This is a genomic window from Margalitia sp. FSL K6-0131 (assembly GCF_038008735.1).
Classification (GTDB): Bacteria; Bacillota; Bacilli; order Bacillales; family Bacillaceae_C; genus Margalitia; species Margalitia shackletonii.
Genome location: NZ_JBBOZS010000001.1, coordinates 5,372,962 through 5,395,641, shown reverse-complemented (window position 1 = coordinate 5,395,641; position 22,680 = coordinate 5,372,962). Strand labels below are relative to the sequence as shown.

Annotated in this window: 20 protein-coding genes; 19 read left to right on the top strand and 1 reads right to left on the bottom strand. The window is 36.9% G+C overall.

What is annotated here, in order from left to right; all coding sequences use genetic code 11:
• The first annotated feature begins 11 nt into the window (after positions 1-11).
• The 19 genes from dltA to phnE (NSQ59_RS26275) all read left to right on the top strand — a co-directional run bounded on the left by dltA (position 12) and on the right by phnE (NSQ59_RS26275) (position 21,584).
• Complete coding sequence (gene dltA, locus NSQ59_RS26365; protein ID WP_055741507.1) at positions 12-1,532, top strand: D-alanine--poly(phosphoribitol) ligase subunit DltA; 1,521 nt, start codon at positions 12-14, stop codon at positions 1,530-1,532.
• Positions 1,529-2,695: a D-alanyl-lipoteichoic acid biosynthesis protein DltB gene (dltB, locus tag NSQ59_RS26360; RefSeq protein ID WP_055741506.1), complete on the top strand. Its 1,167-nt coding sequence runs from the start codon at positions 1,529-1,531 to the stop codon at positions 2,693-2,695. Before dltA ends, dltB begins: the two co-directional genes overlap by 4 nt.
• A 98-nt stretch (positions 2,696-2,793) precedes the next feature.
• On the top strand, positions 2,794-3,027 hold the full coding sequence (dltC, locus tag NSQ59_RS26355; RefSeq protein WP_055741505.1) for a D-alanine--poly(phosphoribitol) ligase subunit 2: 234 nt from the start codon (positions 2,794-2,796) through the stop codon (positions 3,025-3,027).
• The gene (dltD, locus tag NSQ59_RS26350; RefSeq protein WP_055741504.1) at positions 3,024-4,211 is read left to right on the top strand and encodes a D-alanyl-lipoteichoic acid biosynthesis protein DltD; all 1,188 of its coding nucleotides are present in this window, start codon (positions 3,024-3,026) and stop codon (positions 4,209-4,211) included. The genes dltC and dltD overlap by 4 nt, the downstream gene beginning before the upstream one ends.
• A 361-nt stretch (positions 4,212-4,572) precedes the next feature.
• Positions 4,573-6,018, top strand: a complete 1,446-nt coding sequence (locus NSQ59_RS26345; protein ID WP_055741503.1) for an amino acid permease — start codon at positions 4,573-4,575, stop codon at positions 6,016-6,018.
• A 273-nt stretch (positions 6,019-6,291) separates the two neighbouring features.
• Positions 6,292-7,479: a serine hydrolase domain-containing protein gene (locus NSQ59_RS26340; RefSeq protein ID WP_055741502.1), complete on the top strand. Its 1,188-nt coding sequence runs from the start codon at positions 6,292-6,294 to the stop codon at positions 7,477-7,479.
• A gap of 252 nt (positions 7,480-7,731) precedes the next feature.
• The gene (locus tag NSQ59_RS26335; RefSeq protein WP_055741501.1) at positions 7,732-8,199 is read left to right on the top strand and encodes a MarR family winged helix-turn-helix transcriptional regulator; all 468 of its coding nucleotides are present in this window, start codon (positions 7,732-7,734) and stop codon (positions 8,197-8,199) included.
• Between the two features lie 9 nt (positions 8,200-8,208).
• A complete protein-coding gene (locus NSQ59_RS26330; RefSeq protein ID WP_055741500.1) occupies positions 8,209-9,936 on the top strand; it encodes an ABC transporter ATP-binding protein in 1,728 nt (575 codons plus the stop codon).
• Positions 9,933-11,822, top strand: a complete 1,890-nt coding sequence (locus tag NSQ59_RS26325) for an ABC transporter ATP-binding protein (RefSeq protein WP_055741499.1) — start codon at positions 9,933-9,935, stop codon at positions 11,820-11,822. The genes NSQ59_RS26330 and NSQ59_RS26325 overlap by 4 nt, the downstream gene beginning before the upstream one ends.
• 186 nt (positions 11,823-12,008) lie before the next feature.
• On the top strand, positions 12,009-12,320 hold the full coding sequence (locus tag NSQ59_RS26320) for a helix-turn-helix domain-containing protein (RefSeq protein ID WP_055741498.1): 312 nt from the start codon (positions 12,009-12,011) through the stop codon (positions 12,318-12,320).
• Between the two features lie 74 nt (positions 12,321-12,394).
• Positions 12,395-13,273, top strand: a complete 879-nt coding sequence (locus NSQ59_RS26315) for an IS3 family transposase (RefSeq protein WP_244885895.1) — start codon at positions 12,395-12,397, stop codon at positions 13,271-13,273.
• Positions 13,274-14,043: 770 nt separating this feature from the next.
• The gene (locus NSQ59_RS26310; RefSeq protein WP_055741496.1) at positions 14,044-14,799 is read left to right on the top strand and encodes a threonine/serine exporter family protein; all 756 of its coding nucleotides are present in this window, start codon (positions 14,044-14,046) and stop codon (positions 14,797-14,799) included.
• 39 nt (positions 14,800-14,838) lie between these two features.
• The gene (locus NSQ59_RS26305; RefSeq protein ID WP_055741875.1) at positions 14,839-15,282 is read left to right on the top strand and encodes a threonine/serine exporter family protein; all 444 of its coding nucleotides are present in this window, start codon (positions 14,839-14,841) and stop codon (positions 15,280-15,282) included.
• Between the two features lie 190 nt (positions 15,283-15,472).
• A complete protein-coding gene (gene asnB, locus NSQ59_RS26300; protein ID WP_340833057.1) occupies positions 15,473-17,320 on the top strand; it encodes an asparagine synthase (glutamine-hydrolyzing) in 1,848 nt (615 codons plus the stop codon).
• Between the two features lie 128 nt (positions 17,321-17,448).
• Entirely contained in the window at positions 17,449-18,696 is a 1,248-nt protein-coding gene (locus NSQ59_RS26295) for a DEAD/DEAH box helicase (protein ID WP_083489478.1), read from the top strand.
• A 71-nt stretch (positions 18,697-18,767) separates the two neighbouring features.
• Positions 18,768-18,905: a hypothetical protein gene (locus NSQ59_RS26290; protein WP_163258634.1), complete on the top strand. Its 138-nt coding sequence runs from the start codon at positions 18,768-18,770 to the stop codon at positions 18,903-18,905.
• Between the two features lie 338 nt (positions 18,906-19,243).
• Positions 19,244-20,014, top strand: a complete 771-nt coding sequence (phnC, locus tag NSQ59_RS26285) for a phosphonate ABC transporter ATP-binding protein (RefSeq protein ID WP_055741494.1) — start codon at positions 19,244-19,246, stop codon at positions 20,012-20,014.
• Positions 20,014-20,790 carry a phosphonate ABC transporter, permease protein PhnE gene (phnE, locus tag NSQ59_RS26280; protein ID WP_055741493.1) on the top strand — a complete coding sequence of 259 codons (777 nt, stop codon included), beginning with the start codon at positions 20,014-20,016 and terminating at the stop codon, positions 20,788-20,790. Before phnC ends, phnE (NSQ59_RS26280) begins: the two co-directional genes overlap by 1 nt.
• Complete coding sequence (gene phnE / locus NSQ59_RS26275; protein WP_055741492.1) at positions 20,787-21,584, top strand: phosphonate ABC transporter, permease protein PhnE; 798 nt, start codon at positions 20,787-20,789, stop codon at positions 21,582-21,584. Before phnE (NSQ59_RS26280) ends, phnE (NSQ59_RS26275) begins: the two co-directional genes overlap by 4 nt.
• 99 nt (positions 21,585-21,683) lie before the next feature.
• On the opposite strand, the gene NSQ59_RS26270 is transcribed toward phnE (NSQ59_RS26275), so the two are convergent.
• Positions 21,684-22,610, bottom strand: a complete 927-nt coding sequence (locus NSQ59_RS26270) for a phosphate/phosphite/phosphonate ABC transporter substrate-binding protein (protein WP_055741491.1) — start codon at positions 22,608-22,610, stop codon at positions 21,684-21,686.
• Positions 22,611-22,680: the final 70 nt, after the last annotated feature.

Here is a 22,680-nt window from a genome sequence, read left to right as displayed (position 1 = left end):
GAGGAGTAATCATGAATTTAATAAAATCAATGGAACAGTTGGCTGCAAACGATCCAAATCGAGTTTCCTTTAAAAATCGTGATGATTCCATCACATATGGGGATTTATGGAGCCAGTCCAATCGGTTAGCATCCTATATTGAAAATAATTCAGAGAAGCAGCACTCTCCTATTATCGTTTATGGTCATATGGCTCCTGAAATGGTTGTTTCTTTTTTAGGAAGTGTAAAAGCAGGGCATCCATATATCCCAGTGGATGTTTCGATTCCAATAGATCGTATTAAAAGAATTATAGAGAGTTCGAAAGCGGAATTTTTCTTTGCGACTGAGGAAATGGATGTTAGCCATTTTGAAAACTACCCAATCAAAATGGTTCAAAGTGAAGAGCTTTATCATATTCGAAGCTCCCATGAAGATGTAGCCTCTGAAGAAAAGTGGGTAAAGGAGGAGGATACCTTCTACATTATCTATACTTCGGGTAGTACAGGAAATCCAAAAGGCGTGCAGATTACAGCAAATAATCTTCAAAGCTATGTGAGTTGGATGCTTTCGGATTTTCCAATTGAGAAACAACAGATCTTCTTAAATCAAGCGCCTTTTTCGTTTGATTTATCTGTAATGGATCTTTATCCATCCCTCTGTACAGGTGGGACTTTGTTTGCCATTACAAAGGATATGATTGCGAATCCAAAAATGCTTTTTGCGGAATTAAGTGAATCTAATATTCAAGTTTGGACATCGACCCCATCATTTGCGCAAATGTGTTTAATGGAACCGTCCTTTTCGAAGGAAATGCTTCCTAATCTTGAAGTATTCCTGTTTTGCGGGGAAGTGCTTTCTGCCGATGTAGCTCGTCAGTTAAAGGAACGGTTTCCGGGTGCAAGAGTATTTAATTTGTACGGACCAACAGAAGCAACTGTTGCGATCACGATGGTTGAGGTTACAAATGAACTATTAGCAGCACATTCTATTTTGCCAATTGGATATTGTAAAGATGATACACAGTTATTAATTGTGGATGAAAATGGTAATCAACTTCCGGATGGAGAAAAAGGGGAGATGATAATCGTTGGACCAAGTGTAAGTAAAGGGTATTTAGGAGAAAAAGAGCTAACGGATAAGTCTTTCTTTGTAAAAGATGGAGAAAGAGCCTATCGAACAGGTGATGCAGGATATAGGAAAAATGGATTGCTGTACTATCAGGGTCGCCTTGATTTCCAAGTAAAGGTACACGGATACCGGATGGAACTTGAGGAGATTGAGTACAACATTGCAAAGTCCCAATACGTGGATGCATGTGTGGTTGTACCTGTCTATAAAGATGGGAAAATCGATTATTTATCTGCGTTCATTGTGCCGGCTAAGCATTCCTTTGAAAAACAGTATCAATTAACAGGTGCGATAAAGAAAGAACTATCGGAACTTCTGCCATCCTATATGATTCCAAGGAAGTTTTCCTATACTGAAACTCTGCCTATGACACCTAATGGTAAGGTTGATCGTAAGAGATTATCTGCTGAGGTAATGGCATGATACCGTACGAAAAATTTATCTTTTTCTTGATTATAGCTATTCTTTTACTACCTACGATTATTCTTGGACTTAGAGGCAGACTATCGAAAACCTATAATATGATTATTACGGTAATCATGTTAGCCATTATTTTTGCCCACAGCATTATGGGAGTTGTCTCCCTCATTGTATTTACAATATGGCAGTTACTATTAGTCAAAGGCTATGCAATATATAGGCAAAAAGAAAATAAAACATCCATCTTTGTATGGGCTGTGGTAGCATCCATCCTACCACTAGCCCTTGTTAAAATTTTCCCCTTTTTAGGGATTAATCATTTGATTGGTTTCTTAGGAATTTCTTATTTAACCTTTAAAGCAGTTCAAATGATTATGGAGACTAGAGACGGACTTATAAAAAACGATATCCCAATAATAGAATTTCTCTACTTTCTATTATTCTTTCCAACCATCTCATCTGGTCCAATTGATCGCTGGCGCAGATTTGAAAAGGATAGTAACGTTGTTCCAACAAAGGAGCAATATGTGGAGTATTTATATTTAGGGATAAATAAGATATTTAAAGGATTCCTATATAAATTTATTATTGCTTATTTACTTCACCATTACTTTATTGCGTATTTGCCAAGAAATCCTTATGTGTATATACCACCTTCCTTGGCAAATTTAATGTATATGTATTCTTACAGTTTGTACCTGTTCTTTGATTTTGCAGGATACAGTGCATTTGCAATTGGAGTAAGTTATTTTATGGGAATCAAAACTCCGGAAAACTTTAATGCTCCATTCATAAGTCGAAATATAAAGGATTTCTGGAATCGTTGGCATATGACATTGTCGTTTTGGTTTAGGGATTATATTTACATGCGTTTTGTTTTATGGATGACTAAGAAGAAATGGATTAAAGATCGTTACACCGTTTCCAATATTGGTTATTTATTATTATTTTTAATTATGGGTTTCTGGCATGGAATTGCCCTACAATATATTGTTTATGGTTTATACATGGCAGCTTTAATGATTGGGTATGACTTTTTCGATAGGTGGAATAGACAGCATAAATTTTGGCCGAAAAACAAGTTTACACATGTAGTTTCCGTGATCATAACATTTCACTTTGTTTGTTTCGGTTTATATATCTTTTCAGGACAAATATTTCGTTAAAGGCTCTTTTCTTAAACTAAGCAGTTTATGATGAAGGAATAGCCTTTTAAGAAATGTAACACCTATACGAAAAATACTATTAAAGGAGAATGATTATTATGGAAAAACAAGATATTATCAATTTATTAGCAGAGATTTGTCAGGATGATGTTGTAAAGGAAGATCCTAATATTGATCTTTTCGAAACAGGGCTATTAGATTCATTTGGTACTATTAACTTTTTAGTTGAGGTGGATGAGCGTTTCGGTATTAATATACCGATTACAGAATTTAATCGTGAGGAGTGGAATACTCCGAATAATATAGCTGAGAAATTAGCTGAACATCAATGAAAAAGTACACTTTTGGTCCACTTATTTTAGCGATTGTGCTATTTTTAGTGTTTTTATTTATCCCGAATGCTTGGATAGGACATTTAATTTCTAATAAGAAGATTGAAAAGGATGCTACAAGTCTAAGTCCATTAATGTTCCAAGGAGACTATATACAAAGCAGGATGTTGGATAACAAAAAGTATTTCCCTATGTATGGGTCATCAGAATTATCAAGGTTTGATCCTTTTCATCCATCTAATTATTTTAAAGCAAATCCACAGGGATTTACTCCCTTTTTAGTGGGTCGCGGCGGTACGCAATCTTTAATTGAGTTTATGAACTTGGCAGCACATTCCAATCAATTAAAGGGGAGGAAAATGGTTTTAATTATTTCTCCCCAATGGTTTCACAAGAAAGGAATTAATAGCGTCCATTTTGATCCAAACTATTCAATGTTACAGGCATATGATCTCGCATTTAACCATAACATTGATCCAAAGTTAAAGAAGGAAGCTATTCATAGGCTGTTAAAGTTTGATGTTGTAAAAAGGGATTATATGCTTTCGACTATGTATCGTTCGGAAATTGGTCGTGCTAATCCATTAAAGGCAACTATCATAAGACCACTAGCGTTTTTGAATTGGAAGCTGCTTGAAAAGAAAGATTTGTATTATTCTCTTTACAATGGTTATCCACGTAAACGATATGAAAATCCTTCGCTAGTTAAAGGCAAATCGTGGGAAGAATTGAAACGTAATGCCAGCAATTATGGGAGGAAAGATGCAAAGAGAAACCCTTTTTATATTTCACATAGTGTTTATAAAAAGAAAATCCGTCCAATTGAACATAAGATGAAGAATTATAATGTAAACGGATCCTATGGTAAATCTGTAGAGTATAAAGATTTACAGATGATTTTAGATCTTTTGAAGGAAAAAGGTGCCGAGCCATTATTTGTTTCGATTCCTGTTAACGGAAGATGGTACGATTACACTGGATTTCCAAGAGAAGGACGCGAAGTTTATTATAAGAAGCTACATCAGCAAATAAGAGCTGCCGGATTTCCAATCGCCGATCTATCTGGCCACGAATATGACCCTTACTTTTTAAAAGACACCTTGCATATAGCTTGGAAAGGGTGGGTCTATGTAGACAAAGCGATGGAACAACACTGGAAGACTAAAAACCCACACGTCGATTGACTTGTGGGTTTTCTTCATCATAAATTACTAAAATTTCACTTATTTGAACGCTAGAACTGCGGTGCTAGCAGATTTGTTCCTATCTACCAAACTTCATTAAGTTTACTTATATTTACCACTGATGTTTTATCGTATTATCACTTTACCAAAGTAGAGAATTGAAGTATACTTAACCCATGAACTCAATGATTGGCTCTATTAAATATATTGTTGATTAGTTTAAAACTCCTTTGGCGTGCATGGTCATTAGCTTATTTCATAGAATAATCTATTCGCATGACATACCAAAGTCAAAATCAACAACGAACATAAAGATTGCCTAGCGATTAAATGATGACATCTCAGGAAAAGGTGATATAGGATGGAAACGAAAAAATGGGGGTTATGGATTTTAACCACATTTGTAATTGGTAATATGGTAGGCGGCGGTATTTTTATGCTTCCAGCTAATCTAGCACATGTAGCTAGTCCAACTGGGTCTACACTTGCATGGTTAGCAACTGGACTTGGTGTATTTATGATTGCACTAGTATTCGGTAATCTAGCAACGAGAAAACCGGAGTTAAAGGCGGGGCCGCAAAGCTATGCTCAAAACTTATTTCCTTCTCCAAAGGCTGGAAAAGTAGCTGGATACAGTATGGCATGGGGATATTGGGCGGCTAATTGGGCAGCAACGGCATCCGTTATCATTTCATTTGCAGGGTATTTAACAACATTTTTTCCTATAATGCAAAGCAAGAAAATCCTATTTTCAATCGGAAACTTTCAATTAGAGTTTGGTAAATGCCTAACTTTCATAATATGTACTATCATGCTATGGGGAATTCAATTCATTCTATCTAAAAGTTTCAATGCAGCCGGAAAATTAAATCTTACGGCTACTATTACAAAGGTAATTGGTTTTCTGCTATTTGTCATTGTAACAGTATTTGTGTTTGATGTAGCAAATTTAGGAAATGCAAAGGCATTTGTGGATGCAACAGGTAACAAAGTTGGTCTTGGGGGACAAGTGAATGCAGGGGCGATTTCTACGCTTTGGGCGTTCATCGGAATAGAATCGGCGGTTATGCTATCCAATCGTGCTAAGTCACAAGGCGATGTAAAGAAAGCAACAATGATTGGTTTAGTCATTTCTCTATTAATCTATGTGGGTATTACTTTGTTAACGATGGGGGCACTTCCGCAAGATCAGCTCAAGGAATCACAAAAGCCCCTAGTTGATGCATTAGGTATGGTTATTGGGCACAGCGGAACTTATATTATGGCATTATTAGCACTTATTTCTTTATTCGGTTCTACAGTAGGTTGGATTGTCGTAAGCTCTGAAGTGCCATATCAAGCTGCGAAGGTAGGACTATTCCCGAAATTCTTTGCTAAAACAAATAAATCCGGCAGTCCGATTAAATCATTATCCATTACAAATATAATGACGCAAGTATTTCTTTTTTCTACCATTTCAGGTACAGTGACACAAGCATACAATTTTGCTATTGTAGTTGCGACCTTAGCCTATTTAATTCCATATCTAGTTTCTGCTTTGTATCAATTAAAACTAGTTATAACCGGTGAAACATATGACAAGGTAAAAGGGTCAAGAAAACTTGACGGCATCATAACTACGCTAGCCATTGTTTACTCTGTTTGGGTCATTAAAACGGGTACAGCTGATATGAAAACATTTTTCTTAGGAATTGGCTTATTTGTAGTAGGTTTAGTTTTCTATCCGTTTATTATGAGGAAAAAGTTTATAGAAAGAGATTTGGAGAAAGAATCTACAACAATATATCCACAAAAAAGCCAAGTTTGATGCTTGGCTTTTTTGTTTGTGTAATAAGGTGTAGATTCAGTTTATCTAAAACATGTTATGAAGGGTAAAACAAAGTAGAACGGATTATTTTAAGGATTTTTGAGAATAAATAAGGAGGTATTCTACCTTCTATTGCATTTGTAATTGAAGTTGATATTTTTTTTGTTTTATAAGAACCTTTAAGCCGAATTGAACGTCTATTATATTGGTAAGAAAAGATTGATATTAAGAATTGTTTAGACTAAGTATTTTACCTATATGAGGAGCGAGAATATGCATAATAATTCCAGATATAAATCAAGACATAGAGGAAAGAATTCCTTGCGAATTCCTGTACTTATTTGTCTGATATTCTTGGTTGTGGCAGGGGCTTTTTTTCACTATCGTTCTTCTTTCCGATTTTTATATACGACGGATCCCCAGACTGTAAAGAGCGTTTTAACTTCTGGGAAAAAATATAGTCCTCCCAAAAGGATTCCTAGTGAAGGTGTTTCAACTGATAAAAAAATAGATCATTATCTGAAAAAGATTCATTTTAACGGAACTGCCCTAATTGTGAAAAATGGGAAGGTGATAATAAATAAGGGGTATGGGTTTGCTAACCAAAGTAAGAAAGTGCCAAATAATCCTGATACTGCTTACTATATCGGCTCTATAACTAAATCCTTTGTTGCTACAGCCTTTTTACAACTGCAGGAAGCGGGGAAAGTGAATATTAATGAACCATTGTCAGATTATCTTCCCAATTTCCCGCATGCAAAGGAAATAAAATTATATCACTTACTGACTCATACTTCTGGTATTCCCGTTCGTAATGAGTCTGGTGGAAAAGTATCAAGAGAAGAGTTAATGCAAAGTATTGGGGAAACAGCGGTGCATCTTAAATCTATACCTGGAACTAAATGGGGATACTCAGATGCAAATTATTCCCTTCTCGGATATGTAATTGAAAAGGCAAGCGGAATGCCTTTACATGAATATATTAAAGAACACATTTTTAATGTAGCAGGGATGACTCATTCAGGCTTTGGAAGTGATTTGAAGAAGGAAAAATATCCTTCCATTGGCTATAAATTAAAAATGGGGATGATCTATATTCCGAAGATGCAAGATTTTTCGCAAGTGTTTGGCTGTGGAGATATTTATTCTACTCCATATGATTTATATAAATTTGATCATGCTTTACAAGCTGGGAAACTGATTTCCCAAGAAAGCTATAAGCAGATGTTTACGCCCCATAACATAGCAAGATATGGATATGGATGGTATATTAATCGAAAAGGCTGGTCTGTTCCACCGGGAAACTATTCAAGCCATGGTGTATTGCCAGGTTGGAATGGTATGAATAGTTTTTCAAAAGGAGGAAATGCTTACGTCGTGTTAATTTCCAATATACAAAACAGTGTAAAATCCTATGCGCCAATTAGTAAAAAGATTTATAATCAACTAGCTAATATTTAATAAAAATAATCTCGGGCTTTTTTCCTGAGATTATTTCTTTTTTGAAGGTATTTTTTTTAATCAAAATACTACTTTCACTTGCTAATGAATTTAATAAAAAATGCCTCGAACCTAAGTCTATCCTAGGATTTAAAATAAATTACGAAAACACTCTTTATGAAATCTTATTTATTGACGATAAACCGTTAAGGAAATATAATTAGTTTACTTAATTATTTATTAACTAAACTAATAAAAATGGAGGTGGGAACAGTGGACAAAAACGATCTAATTGCTAAAGAACTTTTTCATTCATTGATGCAATTTCGAAGTCATTTTCGACCGAAAGCATATAAAGGGGTAAAACCCGGTGAATATAAACTGTTGTTCACGATTAAATCGGCGAAGAAGCATCATGGAGTTGACTTAACAGTATCCTGTCTAAGTAAGTATCTTCAGGTTACTGCACCCTCTGTTACTCAATTAATTAACCGTTTAGAGGCAGATGGGTTAGTTGAGCGTCGTATAGATCCCAATGATAGAAGATCTGTCAAGGTAATGCTAACGGAGAAAGGAGAACAGGTAACCGAAAAAGTGGTGGATGCCTATTTACAAAAACTTCATGGATTAATTGGCCACTTAGGGGAGGAAAAAAGTAAGCAATTTGCAGAGTTACTTTCCGAGACGATTGAGTATTTTGCAGAAAATGATGTTAGTTCTAAACGGGATGAATGGAGATGATGATGTAATATGATACGTTTGTTCAGACATTTGAAGCCATATCGATTATTAATTGGCCTCGTGATCATTTTAGTTTTCCTCCGCTCCCTTTCCGACCTATATTTGCCTTCTTTAATGGGTGATATTGTTGATAAAGGTGTTGTCCGGGGGGATGAGCCTTATATTTTAAAAATTGGCGGATGGATGCTGTTAATAGCAGGCATCGGGGCTGTTTGTTCTATTGCTGCAAGCTTTTACTCTTCTAAAGTAGCGTCGAGTTTTGGTAAGAACCTTCGTACAAAGGTTTTTTCTCATGTTGAAAGCTTTTCACTTAATGAATTTGATCAAATTGGAACAGCTTCCCTTATTACAAGAACTACGAATGATATTAATCAGGTCCAGCAAGTACTCATTATGATGCTGAGGATGATGGTTATGGCACCGTTAATGTGTATCGGTGGGATTATTATGGCCGTTTCAAGGGATGCAAAGCTTTCGTTGGTTCTTGTTGTTTCATTGCCAGTTTTATTTATTGCTATTCTCCTTGTTCAACGAAAAGGAATTCCATTATTTAAAGCAATGCAGAAAAAGTTGGATAAATTGAATCTTGTATTGCGTGAAAATCTAACTGGTATTCGAGTGATCCGTTCGTTTAACCGCATCGACTACGAAAAGAAACGCTTTGAAGAAGCAAATGCTGATTTAACTCAAACAGCCATTAAAGTAAATAAAATTATGGCCACCTTAATGCCAGTTATGATGCTTATTATGAACTTCTCGACCATTGCAATTATATGGTTTGGCGGGATCCGAATTGATCACCAAAATATGCAGGTTGGGGATCTTATGGCATTTATCCAATATGCAATGCAAATTATGTTTTCTCTCATCATGCTATCAATGATGTTTATCATGATACCCCGTGCATCTGTTTCAGCAGTACGTATTAATGAAGTTTTAGATATTAAACCAAATATTAAAGATGCTGAAAATGTTCAAAAAGCAACGGATAAAAGCGGATATATTGAATTTAAAAATGTTACCTTCAGCTATCCGGGTGCGGAAAACCCTGCTATTTCGAATATATCCTTTAAAGCTAATCCCGGAAAGGTGACAGCTATCATTGGCGGTACAGGTTCCGGAAAGTCAACGCTTATTAGCTTAATACCAAGGTTTTATGATGTTAGCAGCGGGGAAGTCCTGGTCGATGGTGTTGATGTACGTAGTATGTCACAGGAGCATCTTAGGGAAAAAATCGGATTCGTTCCGCAAAAGGCAGTTCTTTTTACCGGAACGATTACAGATAATATTAGTTATGGAAATGAAAAAGCAACAGTCGAGGACGTCAAACATGCCGCGGAAATTGCGCAAGCTACTGAATTTATCTCTGAATTAAAAGATGGATATGATTCGGTTATCGCACAAGGTGGTACGAATGTATCGGGGGGACAAAAGCAAAGGCTTTCCATTGCAAGAGCACTTGTGCGAAAACCGGAAATTTATATATTTGATGATAGTTTTTCAGCACTTGATTTTAAAACGGATGCTAAATTGCGTGCCGAGTTGAAAAAGGAAACAGGGGATTCGACTGTTTTGATTGTGGCTCAAAGGGTTAGTACGGTTATGGATGCTGACCAAATTATAGTACTAGATCAAGGAAAAACGGCCGGAATTGGCACTCACAAGGAATTAATGGAAACATGTGAAGTATATCGTGAAATTGTATCCTCACAGTTATCAGAGGAGGAGATTGCATGAGCGAAAGAGATAATCGAAATGTCCATCAAGCCAGAAGAGGACCAATGCGAGGGCCAGGACATGGGCACGGATTTGGAATGCCTGTTCAAAAGGCAAAAAACTTTAAAGGTACGTTTAAAAGGTTAATCGGATATTTAAAGCCGCATCGAGTACGATTAACGGCAGTATTTTTGATGGCAATTTTAAGTACTGTTTTTACTATTATTGGCCCGAAATTAATGGGGAATGCTACGACCAAGTTATTCGAAGGCATGATGATGAAAATAAAAGGTGTGCCTGGTGCAAAGGTTGATTTTGATTATATTTTACACATCCTAATAGTTTTAGCAGGGCTTTATATTTTCAGCTCCTTATTTAGTTATTTTCAGCAATATGTAATGGCAGGGGTGGCTCAGAAAACAGTTTATGATTTACGGAAAGAAGTAAACGAAAAATTGACGAGGCTGCCACTGAAATTTTATGATTCCCGTACACATGGGGAAGTATTAAGCCGAGTTGTGAATGATATGGATAATATTAGCAATACTTTGCAGCAAAGCTTAACACAGCTGATTACGTCGATTGTTACACTGGTTGGTGTAATTGTGATGATGCTTACAATAAGTCCTTTGATGACATTGATTGTTATTTTAACTTTGCCTTTAAGTATTTTGGCAACAGCCGGAATTGCAAAGAAATCCCAAAAGTTTTTCATGGGACAGCAAAAGGCACTTGGGGAATTGAATGGACATGTGGAGGAAATGTATACTGGTCATCAGATTGTGAAAGCGTTTGGCAGGGAAGAGAAATCGATTTCCGATTTTAACACCATTAATGAGCGCCTTTATGAATCCGGAAGGAAAGCACAATTTATTTCCGGTATTATTATGCCTTTAATGGCTTTCATAAATAATATAGGCTATGTGCTTGTATCGGTTGTTGGTGGAATTCTTGTAACAAAAAGAGCCATTACGATAGGAGATATTCAAGCGTTTATCCAATACGCAAGGCAATTTTCACAGCCAATCACGCAAACAGCCCAAATTGCAAATATCATTCAATCAACCATTGCATCCGCAGAGCGTGTGTTTGAACTTTTAGATGAGGAAGAAGAAGTACCGGAAGTGGTTGATGCAAAGGTAATCAAACTACCTAAAGGTGACGTTGCATTTGAAAATGTGGTCTTTGGCTACAAGGAGAATGAGACGATTATAAAAGGAATGAATATCGATGTGAAAAAGGGGCAAACCATTGCAATTGTTGGTCCTACCGGAGCAGGTAAAACAACTCTTATTAATTTGTTGATGAGATTTTACGAAATTAATGAAGGGAAAATTACCATTGATGGCGTTGATATCACCGAGCTAAAAAGAGGAAATTTACGCAGTATGTTCGGGATGGTTTTGCAGGATACATGGCTTTTTAACGGAACGATCAAGGATAATATTGCTTATGGACGTGAAAATGCTACAGACGAAGAAATTATACGGGCTGCAAAAGCGGCAAGGGCTGATCATTTTATCCGGACCCTTCCGGATGGATATGAGACCATTTTGAATGAGGAAGCATCGAATATTTCGCAAGGCCAAAAACAATTGCTCACAATCGCCCGTGCCATCCTGGCAGATCCAACTATCCTTATTTTGGATGAAGCAACAAGCAGTGTGGATACAAGAACCGAAGTCCTTATTCAACAAGCAATGAACGAATTGATGAAAGGAAGAACAAGCTTTGTCATCGCACACCGTCTATCAACGATCCGTGATGCGGATTTAATTCTAGTTATGAATCATGGAGATGTAGTAGAAAAAGGAAATCATGAAGAGCTCCTTGCTAAAGGCGGCTTTTATGCGGATCTTTATAATAGTCAATTTGCACAGAATAAGGGGAATGCAGAAGTTATTTAGCTTCTGCATTTTTTTATTATTTTGTTGATAAGATCCAAACACTAATGCTGTGGTGCCTCGCGTTTTTCTTATGACTGAATTATTCTATGTAGCTTTTTAGCCCCCTTAATCATTTAGACACGATAATACCTTAGGTTTACACTTAATGTATAACATACAAAATGATTCATAGGGAGGTGAAGACCCATGCCTGGAAAGAAAATTGATGTAATTGAAGATGTAAAAAAGAAATATGTTCGGCTTGCGTTAGAAACGGGTAACCATTCTTCTATTGCCCGAAAGGCGGGAATATCAAGAGATACCTTTAGAAGGTGGATGAATGAATATAAAGATGAAATGCTTGATCTAATGGAAAATGAGGGTACAACCATATTATCTGATAACCCCACTAAAGGCGAACTACTAGAAAAGTATGAACAAGCGATGAAATTGCTTGGAGAAAAAGAACTGGAAGTTGCCATGTTAAAGAATTTAATAAAAAAAAACGAATCTCTATAAATTCAAAATTAGATGAAGTGAATCTTTGGGTTGCGGAAGGTTTTCCTGTAAAACAAACGATGAAGGCATTGGAGGTGAGTCGCTCTTTGTACTACTATCATCAGGATATTGAAACAAATGAAAAAATAGTAACGAAGCGAGGGCGTCCTAGTCCAGGTTATTCATTAAGAAAAGATGGATCTATGGTTTCCGACGAACAAATTGAAGAGCTTTTAATGGAAGGCATAGAAGGAGAAGAAGGAATCTATGGTTATCGTAAGTTAACCAATTATTTAAGGGTGGAACATAATCTAGTGATTAACTTTAAAAAAGTGTACCGATTATGTGATAAGTTAGGCATTCTACTGCCAAAGCGCAACGTTTCTCCTTCCTATCCAAGACGACTAGCTAAGCAGCACTCAATTACCGGACCCAACCAATTATGGCAAGTAGATATTAAATATGGTTCGATAGAAGACAGTGGCCGGTTCTTTTTTCTGGCAAGTGCCATAGATGTATTCGACCGTTGTATTGTAGGTTATTATCGAGGATCAACATGTAAAGCCGAGAACATTAATACAATGCTTCAAGAAGCCATTATACGGCGTCAGGTTCATTTGCCACAAGATGAAAAGGAATATAGTATCATTATTCGAACCGATAATGGTCCACAATTTGTAAGTAAAGACTTTGGGGAATTTTGTGAACTCCATAAAATTTATCATGAACGTATTCCCCCAAAATCACCCAATTTAAATGCGTATATAGAATCATTTCACAGTATCATCGAACGGGAGTGTTACCAACGGTACACCTTTGAGTGTTTTGATGAAGCGTATTACCGAATAGATGAGTATATGGAATTTTATAATCACCGAAGATATCATGGGAGTCTTCATTATCTTTCCCCTACTCAGTTCCATAAGAAATTTAACGAGGTAGGTAGTATGGAAGAAATGGTTATTAATTTGTAGTGAGAATAGGATGAGAGGAAATTGGCCCCTTATTTGGTATAAAAGCAGAACGAATTAGGAGCACGACTTGATATGGAGCAGCGCATGATAACCTAGTTGGTGAATACAGCTTCTTAAGAGGCTGGGTTCCTGGATAGAGAATCATGCGCGAAGAGGCTCCATGTCAAGTCGATATGATACTATCACAAAATTAGGCAAGACAGAGGGGGCAATTTCCATCTTAAACAAAAAAATAAAATACTGCGAAAAAGAAAGATAATAGGAGTATGTGTCTAAAATAAGGGGGCCAACTCGGTAGTGACCGAATTATTTGTAGTAGCGACTGAATTATTTCTCCAAACGCCTGAATTATGTCTGAAACTACCTGAATTATTTATTTCAGAAGCAGGATTTCTACCTTTGAGGGTTATTATTAGACTTAGAACTTCCAAATTCAGGTACGACAAAAGGGAATCATTCCGTGACAAAGGTATACATTATCCACGGGGCCTCGTTTTTACTTGTAAAAAACTGTATAGTAGCATTAAGAGGGCTCTTTTCATAAACTTTGTTGCTTTTATATACAAAAATTTAGGTAACAGCCGTTAAAAAGTAGTAAATCTTATAAGAAAAAATGCTCCCAAACCAAGCTCGCTTATGATTTACATCAAATGGCGAAAGGTAATAATTAATTCAAAAAACAGCATTAAAAAAAAGGTATTGATAAATAGCTTGTCTTTCTTTTAAGATGATATAGGATTTCTTGAATATGAACCGTATAGGAGTAAAAAATGGAACAGGAAAATAGCAAAACATATAAAATTGTGGAAGTATGTTTACTTGCGGGTAAAATCATGCTGCAAAGCGGCGGAGAGACATACCGTGTAGAAGATACAATGACCAGAATTGCAAACGCATTTGGCATTTATGGTTCCCATTGTTTCGTAACACCGACCGGTATTATTTTTTCCATTGATGGTGTAGAACCAACGAAGCTTGTGAGGATTGTAGAACGATCCACAGACTTAAAAAAGGTTACGGTAGTCAATAGTATATCACGGAAAATAGCGAGCGGTGAATTAGAGCTGGATGAAGCCTATCAAAGGCTAAAAGCGGCGGAAAAGGCGGATTATAAATTTCCGATTTGGATTCAAATTGCGGCTGCCTCTCTGGCAAGCGGTTGTTTCCTTATCATGTTTCAAGGACAGTGGAAGGATTTCATCCCGGCGATGATTACAGGTGGAATAGGCTATCCTTGTCTGTTGTATTTTGACAAGCTTGCCAGAGTTCGTTTTTTTGCTGAATTTTTATCTTCCTTTATCATGGGATTGATTGCGGCCTTATTAATAAAAATAGGCATAGGTACCGAATTGGATAAAATCATTATCGGTTCTGTAATGCCATTGGTACCGGGGTTATTAATAACGAATGCTGTTAGGGATTTAATGGCGGGACATCTTGTTGCAGGTTTGTCAAAAGGAGCAGAAGCTTTTTTAACTGCATTTGCAATAGGGGCGGGAATTGCCGTCATACTTTCCTTTAGGTAGAGTTGTTTAGTTTAGACTAGAGAGGAGTGAATAGCTTTGATGATGATGCTTGGGCAGCTTATAACCAGTTTTATTTCTACCGCAGCGTTCGGAGTTATTTTTAATGTGCCGCGGAGCAAGCTTTTGTTATGCGGGCTAGTTGGGATGCTTGGATGGATTGTATATATTGCTTTTTCTGTAAACCTCCATACAGATTCCGTCATTGCAACGTTTATTGCGGCTTTTATAGTAGGAATAATTAGCCAAACTTTTGCACGTATATATAAGGAGCCGATTATTATTTTTAGTGTGTCGGGTATTATCCCAATGGTCCCCGGCGGACTAGCCTATGATGCAATGAGGCACTTTGTAGAAAATGACTATAATTCGGCTATTCAATTAGCAGCAAAAGCTTTTATGCTATCGGGAGCCATTGCAATCGGCATTGTTTTTTCAGAGGTAGTGAAGCAATTAATTAGAAAACCGAAGTCTACATCAAATTAGTAAACACCCTTCTCCTAAGTGGGTGTTTTTTGTTTGAAAGTTTGTGGGTATAAAGATCTAAAACGAGCTGTTTAAATCCAATTTCGTGCCGCTTCCCTTTCTTTTCCTCTCAGGGACAACTTTCAATCTGGGCTACCCGCCCATATGATAAGTATGGTTTTTCAAAAGATAATTGGAAGGATGGTCCTTTATGTGTGGTATTACTGGATGGATTGATTATCGAGATGATTTTAGCAACAAACACACTATTTTAAACAAAATGACAGAAACATTGGCAAAGCGTGGTCCTGATGACACGAATATATGGGTAACGCCACATGCAGCATTTGGACATAAGCGATTGGTTGTTGTGGATCCTGAAGGGGGCATTCAACCTATGACGCGTATAAAAGGAGACCACTCCTATACGATTTGCTATAATGGGGAACTTTATAATACAGAGGATATAAGGAAAGAGCTTATTAAGAGAGGTTATCCATTTCAAGGGCATTCTGATACGGAAGTGCTGCTTACATCCTATATGGAATGGAAAGAAGACTGTGTTCAATACTTAAATGGTATTTACGCATTTGGAATTTGGGATGAAGAAAGACAGCAATTATTTATGGCACGTGACCGTATGGGGGTGAAGCCATTATTTTATTCTGAACAAAATGGGAGATTTCTATTTAGCTCAGAAATAAAGGCCATTTTGGCACATCCAGCCATGAAAGCAGAGATTGGCATGGATGGATTGGCGGAGGTGTTGGGACTTGGTCCGTCCAGAACCCCTGGGCATGGGATTTTTATAGGGATCCATGAAGTTCGGCCTGCCCATGCTTTAACTTATTCAAAAGACGGATTGAACATTTGGAGATATTGGAATGTGAAAAGTGAACAACACACAGATAGTGTGGATGAAACGGCGGAAAAAGTGAAATCCTTATTTACGGATGCTGTAACAAGACAATTAGTTTCAGATGTTCCTGTATGTACCTTTTTATCAGGCGGTATTGATTCTAGTGCCATCACTGCTATTGCATCGAATCATTTTAAAACAGAAGGGAAAGGGCCGCTGCACACCTATTCCATCGATTATGAGGGAAATGACCAGTATTTTAAATCAAATGATTTTCAACCTAATGCGGATGGACATTGGATTGACCTTATGACAAAAACATACGGAACCATCCACCATCATTGTGTCATCAGCCAGGAAGACCTTGCCGAATATTTAAAGGAAGCAGTTCTCGTTAGGGATACACCTGGGATGGCAGATGTAGATTCATCCCTATTATGGTTCTGTAGAGAAATTAAAAATGATTTTGTCGTAAGTTTATCTGGAGAGTGTGCAGATGAAATCTTTGGCGGCTATCCTTGGTTCCATCGTAAAGACGACCTAGAGCGAAATGGATTTCCTTGGATGCGTTCCTTGGATGAACGAGTAAGTCTTTTAAAGGATAATTGGAACGAAAGACTTCATTTAAAGGATTATGTTATGACTCAATATGAAAACACCATCCAAGAAACTCCAGTGTTAGAAGGTGAAAGTCCTTTAGAAGCTAAAAGACGGCAATTGTTTTATCTAAATCTAACATGGTTCATGACGACTTTATTAGATCGCAAGGATAGAATGAGCATGGGAGCAAGCCTGGAAGTTCGTGTCCCATTCGCAGATCATCGTCTAGTAGAATATGTGTGGAACATTCCGTGGGAAGTCAAAATGTATGAAGGTCGTGAGAAAGGTATTTTGCGTAAAGCTTTGGAAGGAACATTACCTAATGAAGTTTTATATAGAAAGAAAAGTCCATACCCGAAAACACATAACCCTGTATACACAAAAGTAGTGAAAAACTGGTTAAATGAAATATTAGAAAATAGAAGCTCTATTCTTTATGACCTGTTTAAAACAGAAAAATTGCAGGATATCATCGAGTCAGAGGGGAAAGCTTTTCAAGTACCTTGGTTTGGTCAATTAATGACAGGACCACAATTACTTGCCTACCTTGCCCAAATTCATTATTGGTTTGAAGAATATGGGATTAATATAAAAGCATAGAGAATCTTTGGAGAGATCGCTCATTATTGGAGCAATCTCTTTTTGTTTTTTTTGACAAATAACAAGAAAGTTTTATTAAAAAGGAAATGATATGATATAAGCAAGAATTATTTAAGGGTGTGAACGAGTTGTCAGATTTTGTAAAGCTAGGTGTGAGTTCGAATCTTAACCAGGTTCTGCGTTCCTTTGGGATTTTGGAACCTACTCCTATTCAGGAAAAAACCATTCCCCTCCTTCTTGAAGGAAAGGATATGGTTGCACAAGCAAAAACAGGTACAGGAAAGACATTCGCTTTTATATTACCAATACTTGAAAAGGTAAATGCAGAAAGTCCTTATATTCAAGCATTGATTGTTTCTCCTACGAGGGAATTGGCTCTCCAAATTACAACAGAATTAAAGAAACTAGCGGAAAAACTAGAGGGGGTCCATGTGTTAGCTATATATGGTGGACAAGATGTGGAGCAGCAATTGAGGAAATTAAAAGGGGCTATCCACATTGTCGTAGCAACCCCAGGAAGGCTGCTCGATCATATGCGTCGCGGTACAATTGAGCTATCAAATGTTTCAATGTTAGTTCTTGATGAGGCAGATCAAATGCTCCATATGGGGTTTTTACCTGAAATAGAGGACATTATTGGGGCGTTATCTACGAATAGGCAAACCATGTTATTTTCAGCGACGATGCCAAAGAAAATTAGGTCTATTGCAAAAGATTACATGAAAGATCCAATTGACATACAGGTAAAAAGCCCAAGAATAACGGTAGATGATATTAAGCAACTTGTAATAGAAACAACCGATCGTGCAAAACAAGACACGGTTTGCCAGTTGATCGATCAGTATCGCCCATTTCTTGCGATTATATTTTGCAGGACGAAAAGAAGAGCAAGCAAATTAAACAACGCATTAAAGGAACGTGGATATTTGTCAGAGGAGCTTCATGGAGATCTTTCGCAAGCAAAGCGTGAGAAGGTGATGAAACTATTTAGAGATGCAAAAATTCAATTATTGGTGGCAACAGATGTTGCTGCGCGTGGGATTGATGTGGAAGGGGTAACACATGTTTTTAATTATGACATCCCAGAAGATGTGGAAAGTTATATTCACCGAATTGGTCGAACAGGAAGAGCAGGAGGAACTGGCCTGGCACTAACACTAGTAGCACCAAAGGATCGTTCTTATCTGGAGATGATTGAGAAAGGAATTCATCTTCAAATTGAAAAAAAGGTGTTACATGCTCAAAAGAAGCCTTCGAATCCATCTCCTAACAATAAACTGAAGGAGATGAAAAAGGAGCATATTTCATCTGCTGAAAAGAGGAAAAGTAACCATAGGCGGAAAAGGCAGAAATCGAAAAATGCTTATAAAAGGTAGTTCCCTTGTATAATAATTTGTATTTTCATCAAACTACAAAATGAAGCCGATGAAAAAGAGGGGTGAAGGTTGTGGGAAGAACAAAACACGGAAATGCGAATGCACAGCGAAACAATAATGTAAAATCACAAAATGTTATGAGCGATGAATTAGTTGAATTTAATACTCATAAAAGAATCCAAAAGGGAAATGAATCTGGTAAAAAATAAGGCTGGCGTATGCCAGCCTTTCATTATTTTACATATGGGAAAAATTACATACCATACTATTTAATAAACTAAGTATATTTAAGAGTTTTATTATATAATAAATTTAGAAACATTTTCGTCACAAAATTGAAATTAAATAAAATCTTAACTTGAGTTTACTAGAGTTCTTTAGTAAATTTAATGTTGTAAATTGTTGTTTTTTGTATTTTTTTCTTTAGCTTCCATTAAAATAGATAAAAAATTGGGATGACACCCCCACCGTAGCAACATGCTTAGTGGGGGTTTACTGCCCATCACGGTCAAACAATAACTTTAAGAGAAGGGGAAATCAAGAGGAAATGATAGAATTTAAAAATGTTTCAAAGGTATATCCGAATGGGACAAAGGGCCTTAAAAATGTAAACCTTAAAATAAATAAGGGAGATTTTGTTGTTATTGTAGGACTTTCTGGTGCTGGTAAGTCTACGCTTCTTCGTTCTATTAATAGACTTCATGAGATTTCAGAAGGCGAAATAATGATTGATGGTAAATCTATCACTGCAGCTAAAGGAAAATCGCTTCGTCATATTCGTAGGGACATTGGTATGATATTCCAGAATTTTAACCTTGTTAAACGTTCAAGCGTTATTCGGAATGTTTTATCTGGAAGGGTAGCTTATCATTCCACTATTCGTACATTGCTTGGATTATTTCCAAAGCAGGATGTTGAATTAGCGTTAAATGCTTTAGGGCGTGTAAATATTCAAGAGAAAGCGTATTCACGTGCCGATGAGTTGTCGGGTGGGCAACAGCAGCGTGTATCCATCGCTCGTGCTTTAGCACAGGAGGCAAAAATCATTCTTGCCGACGAGCCGGTAGCGTCCCTTGACCCATTTACAACAAGACAAGTAATGGATGATTTAAAGAGGATTAACCAGGAGCTTGGAATTACAACGATTGTCAATCTTCACTTTGTGGATTTAGCTAGACAATATGCTACTAGAATCATTGGTATTCGTGCAGGAGAGGTTGTATACGACGGTCCTGTTGAAGAGGCTACAGATGAAGTTTTCTCTCAAATTTACGGACGTGAAATCAAGAAGGACGAGCTGTTAGGAGAGACGGAATAATGGAAACAGTAAAACCGAAGAAAACAAAAATCAAACCTCTCTTAACGATAGTTTTAATTATTGCAATTATTTGGGCGAGTATTATTAATACAGGTATCTCTTTTACTACTCTTTGGCAGGGGTTTCCTAATATTATTGAGCTGATAAAAGAAATGTTCCCGCCGGATTGGAGTTATTTCGGCTCCATTACAGATCAAATGCTTGAAACGATTAGGATGGCAGTATTAGGAACAACTTTAGGAGGAATTGTTGCTATTCCGTTTGCACTTTTATCTTCTAGTAATGTGGTGAAAATTCCAGTAGTATACCAAATTTTTAGATTCATAATGAACTTAATTCGTACGATTCCAGAGCTTTTATTGGCCGCACTCTTTGTACCTGTGTTTGGAATTGGGGAACTACCAGGTATTTTCGCAATCGCTGTATTCTCTTTTGGAATAATTGCAAAGCTTTTCTATGAAGCGATTGAAGCGATTGACCCTGGTCCGCTTGAAGCGATGACAGCCGTAGGTGCAAATAAGATTCAGTGGATATTCTTTGGTGTTATTCCGCAAGTTACCGCGCATTATATGTCCTTTTTCTTATATAGCTTTGAAATCAATATTCGAGCAGCAGCTATTTTGGGATATGTAGGTGCGGGTGGTGTTGGACTAGTACTTAATACTGCGTTAGGTTTCTTCCAATACGATCGTGTACTTACAATCATTATTTACACATTGGTTGTGGTTGTCATTGTGGATGCCGTTAGTAATAAGATACGGGAGAAGTTGCTATGAACCAAATAACAATAAAAAAGCCATTAAGAAAACGTTTGATGAAATGGGTTATTCTTGCGATAGTGGTAGCCATTTATGTATGGGCATTTTGGGGTGCACCGCATTTAGAAATTAAGGATTCTGCCAAACAAGCTATTAAAGGTATACTAAATGGTTTTGCACATCCGGATTGGGGATATGTATATGATCCAGAAGGTGAGGACTTATTAAGATCCTTACTTGAAACATTAGCAATTGCCGTTTTGGGAACGTTCATTTCGGCAGTATTATGTGTACCATTTGCATTCTGGGGTGCACGTAATATGAGTAAGAATCGTGCTATTTCGAGCGTTGGTAAATTTGTTCTAAGTTGTATTCGAGTATTTCCGGAGCTCATCATGGCGTTAATCTTTATTAAAGCTGTTGGTTTAGGACCATTTGCTGGGATTCTTGCTTTAGGATTTCACTCCATAGGAATGCTGGGGAAACTCTTTGGAGAATCTATTGAAAATACGGAATTTAGCGCTAGAGAAGCATTAATTGCTTCTGGAGCAAATAAACTTCAAACATTGTGGTTTGCCATTATACCGGAAGTAATGCCGGCGTTTTTATCCTATACTCTGTATCGCTTTGAAATTAGCGTCCGTTCTGCGACCATTCTTGGTATCGTAGGTGCGGGGGGAATCGGTGCTCCGTTAGTCTTTGCTTTAAATGGACATTCATGGAGCCGTGTTGGTATTATTTTATACGGAATCATTATTATGGTTACGATTATAGATATTATTTCGGCACAGATTCGAAAAAGAATTGTCTAAATTAAAAGAGGAATGGAGAATCTCAAGGTTCTCCATTCCTCTTTTAGATTATATAAAAATGAAAGCACCGCTATTTTGCGGTGCTTTCTACAGAATTATTTACTTACCAATCTTATCTACTTGTTCTTGATATTTACGCACTGTATCAAAGTTAGAATCCTTAGATTTTACATAACCTTCATGTGTGTAGATAGATTCAATGATTTTCTTACCTTCTGAATCTTTACCGATTTTAATGAATGCATTAGCAATTTTATCTGCCCAATCTTTTGAAATATCAGGACGAATACTAATGGTATCATTAGGGATTTTTTCTGTTAAGAATAGATAATGTGTATCTTTATAAATGTTAGGATATTCTTTTGCAACGATATTACGAGCATCTACGAATACTGCTGCCGCATCAATGCTTTTATCCATAACACCCATAACGCCTTTGTCATGTCCTTGAAGTGTAACAGGTGTAACATCTTTTAGAGCATCAATGCCATGCTCTTTTAAGTATACTGCAGGCCATACAAAACCAGCTGATGATGTAGGTGCTTGATAGCCGATTTTCTTACCTTTTAAATCATCTACGGTTTTAATGCCAGAATCATTTCTTACAAGAACACCAGAATAATAGTAATCAACTAGATCGCTAGTTTGTTTACCAGTTTCAGGGTCAACACCGTAGCGTTGCGCTTGAAGAAGTACATTTGCAGCTTTTTGTTTATGTGCAAGAACGTAATCTGTTGGTGGTAAGAAACCGATTTCTAGTTGTTTAGATTTCATTGCTTCCACAACAGCGTTATAGTCAGTTGTTACAGTAACTTTAACTTTAATACCAAGTTCTTTTTTTAGTAATCCTTCTAAAGGCTTCGCTCTTGCTTCCAATGTTTCAGCATTTTGAGACGGTACGAAACCGATTCTTAATTCTTTTAAATCACCATTTCCATCTTTTGCTTTATTGGAGCTTCCACATCCAGCCAATGCAACAGCAGCAAGAGAGAGCGCTAACAATAATACAGCAAACTTTTTAAGCATACTTTTACCCCCGTGTTTATATTTTTTAGAACACGAAATAAGCATATAATATTTTTCTGTGAAAATAAAC

Coding starts and splice junctions, on each gene's coding strand:
- dltA (WP_055741507.1), top strand. CDS start 12: ATGAATTTAATAAAATCAATGGAACAGTTGGCTGCAAACGATCCAAAT.
- dltB (WP_055741506.1), top strand. CDS start 1,529: ATGATACCGTACGAAAAATTTATCTTTTTCTTGATTATAGCTATTCTT.
- dltC (WP_055741505.1), top strand. CDS start 2,794: ATGGAAAAACAAGATATTATCAATTTATTAGCAGAGATTTGTCAGGAT.
- dltD (WP_055741504.1), top strand. CDS start 3,024: ATGAAAAAGTACACTTTTGGTCCACTTATTTTAGCGATTGTGCTATTT.
- NSQ59_RS26345 (WP_055741503.1), top strand. CDS start 4,573: ATGGAAACGAAAAAATGGGGGTTATGGATTTTAACCACATTTGTAATT.
- NSQ59_RS26340 (WP_055741502.1), top strand. CDS start 6,292: ATGCATAATAATTCCAGATATAAATCAAGACATAGAGGAAAGAATTCC.
- NSQ59_RS26330 (WP_055741500.1), top strand. CDS start 8,209: ATGATACGTTTGTTCAGACATTTGAAGCCATATCGATTATTAATTGGC.
- NSQ59_RS26325 (WP_055741499.1), top strand. CDS start 9,933: ATGAGCGAAAGAGATAATCGAAATGTCCATCAAGCCAGAAGAGGACCA.
- NSQ59_RS26320 (WP_055741498.1), top strand. CDS start 12,009: ATGCCTGGAAAGAAAATTGATGTAATTGAAGATGTAAAAAAGAAATAT.
- NSQ59_RS26310 (WP_055741496.1), top strand. CDS start 14,044: ATGGAACAGGAAAATAGCAAAACATATAAAATTGTGGAAGTATGTTTA.
- NSQ59_RS26305 (WP_055741875.1), top strand. CDS start 14,839: ATGATGATGCTTGGGCAGCTTATAACCAGTTTTATTTCTACCGCAGCG.
- asnB (WP_340833057.1), top strand. CDS start 15,473: ATGTGTGGTATTACTGGATGGATTGATTATCGAGATGATTTTAGCAAC.
- phnC (WP_055741494.1), top strand. CDS start 19,244: ATGATAGAATTTAAAAATGTTTCAAAGGTATATCCGAATGGGACAAAG.
- phnE (WP_055741493.1), top strand. CDS start 20,014: ATGGAAACAGTAAAACCGAAGAAAACAAAAATCAAACCTCTCTTAACG.
- phnE (WP_055741492.1), top strand. CDS start 20,787: ATGAACCAAATAACAATAAAAAAGCCATTAAGAAAACGTTTGATGAAA.
- NSQ59_RS26270 (WP_055741491.1), bottom strand. CDS start 22,610: ATGCTTAAAAAGTTTGCTGTATTATTGTTAGCGCTCTCTCTTGCTGCT.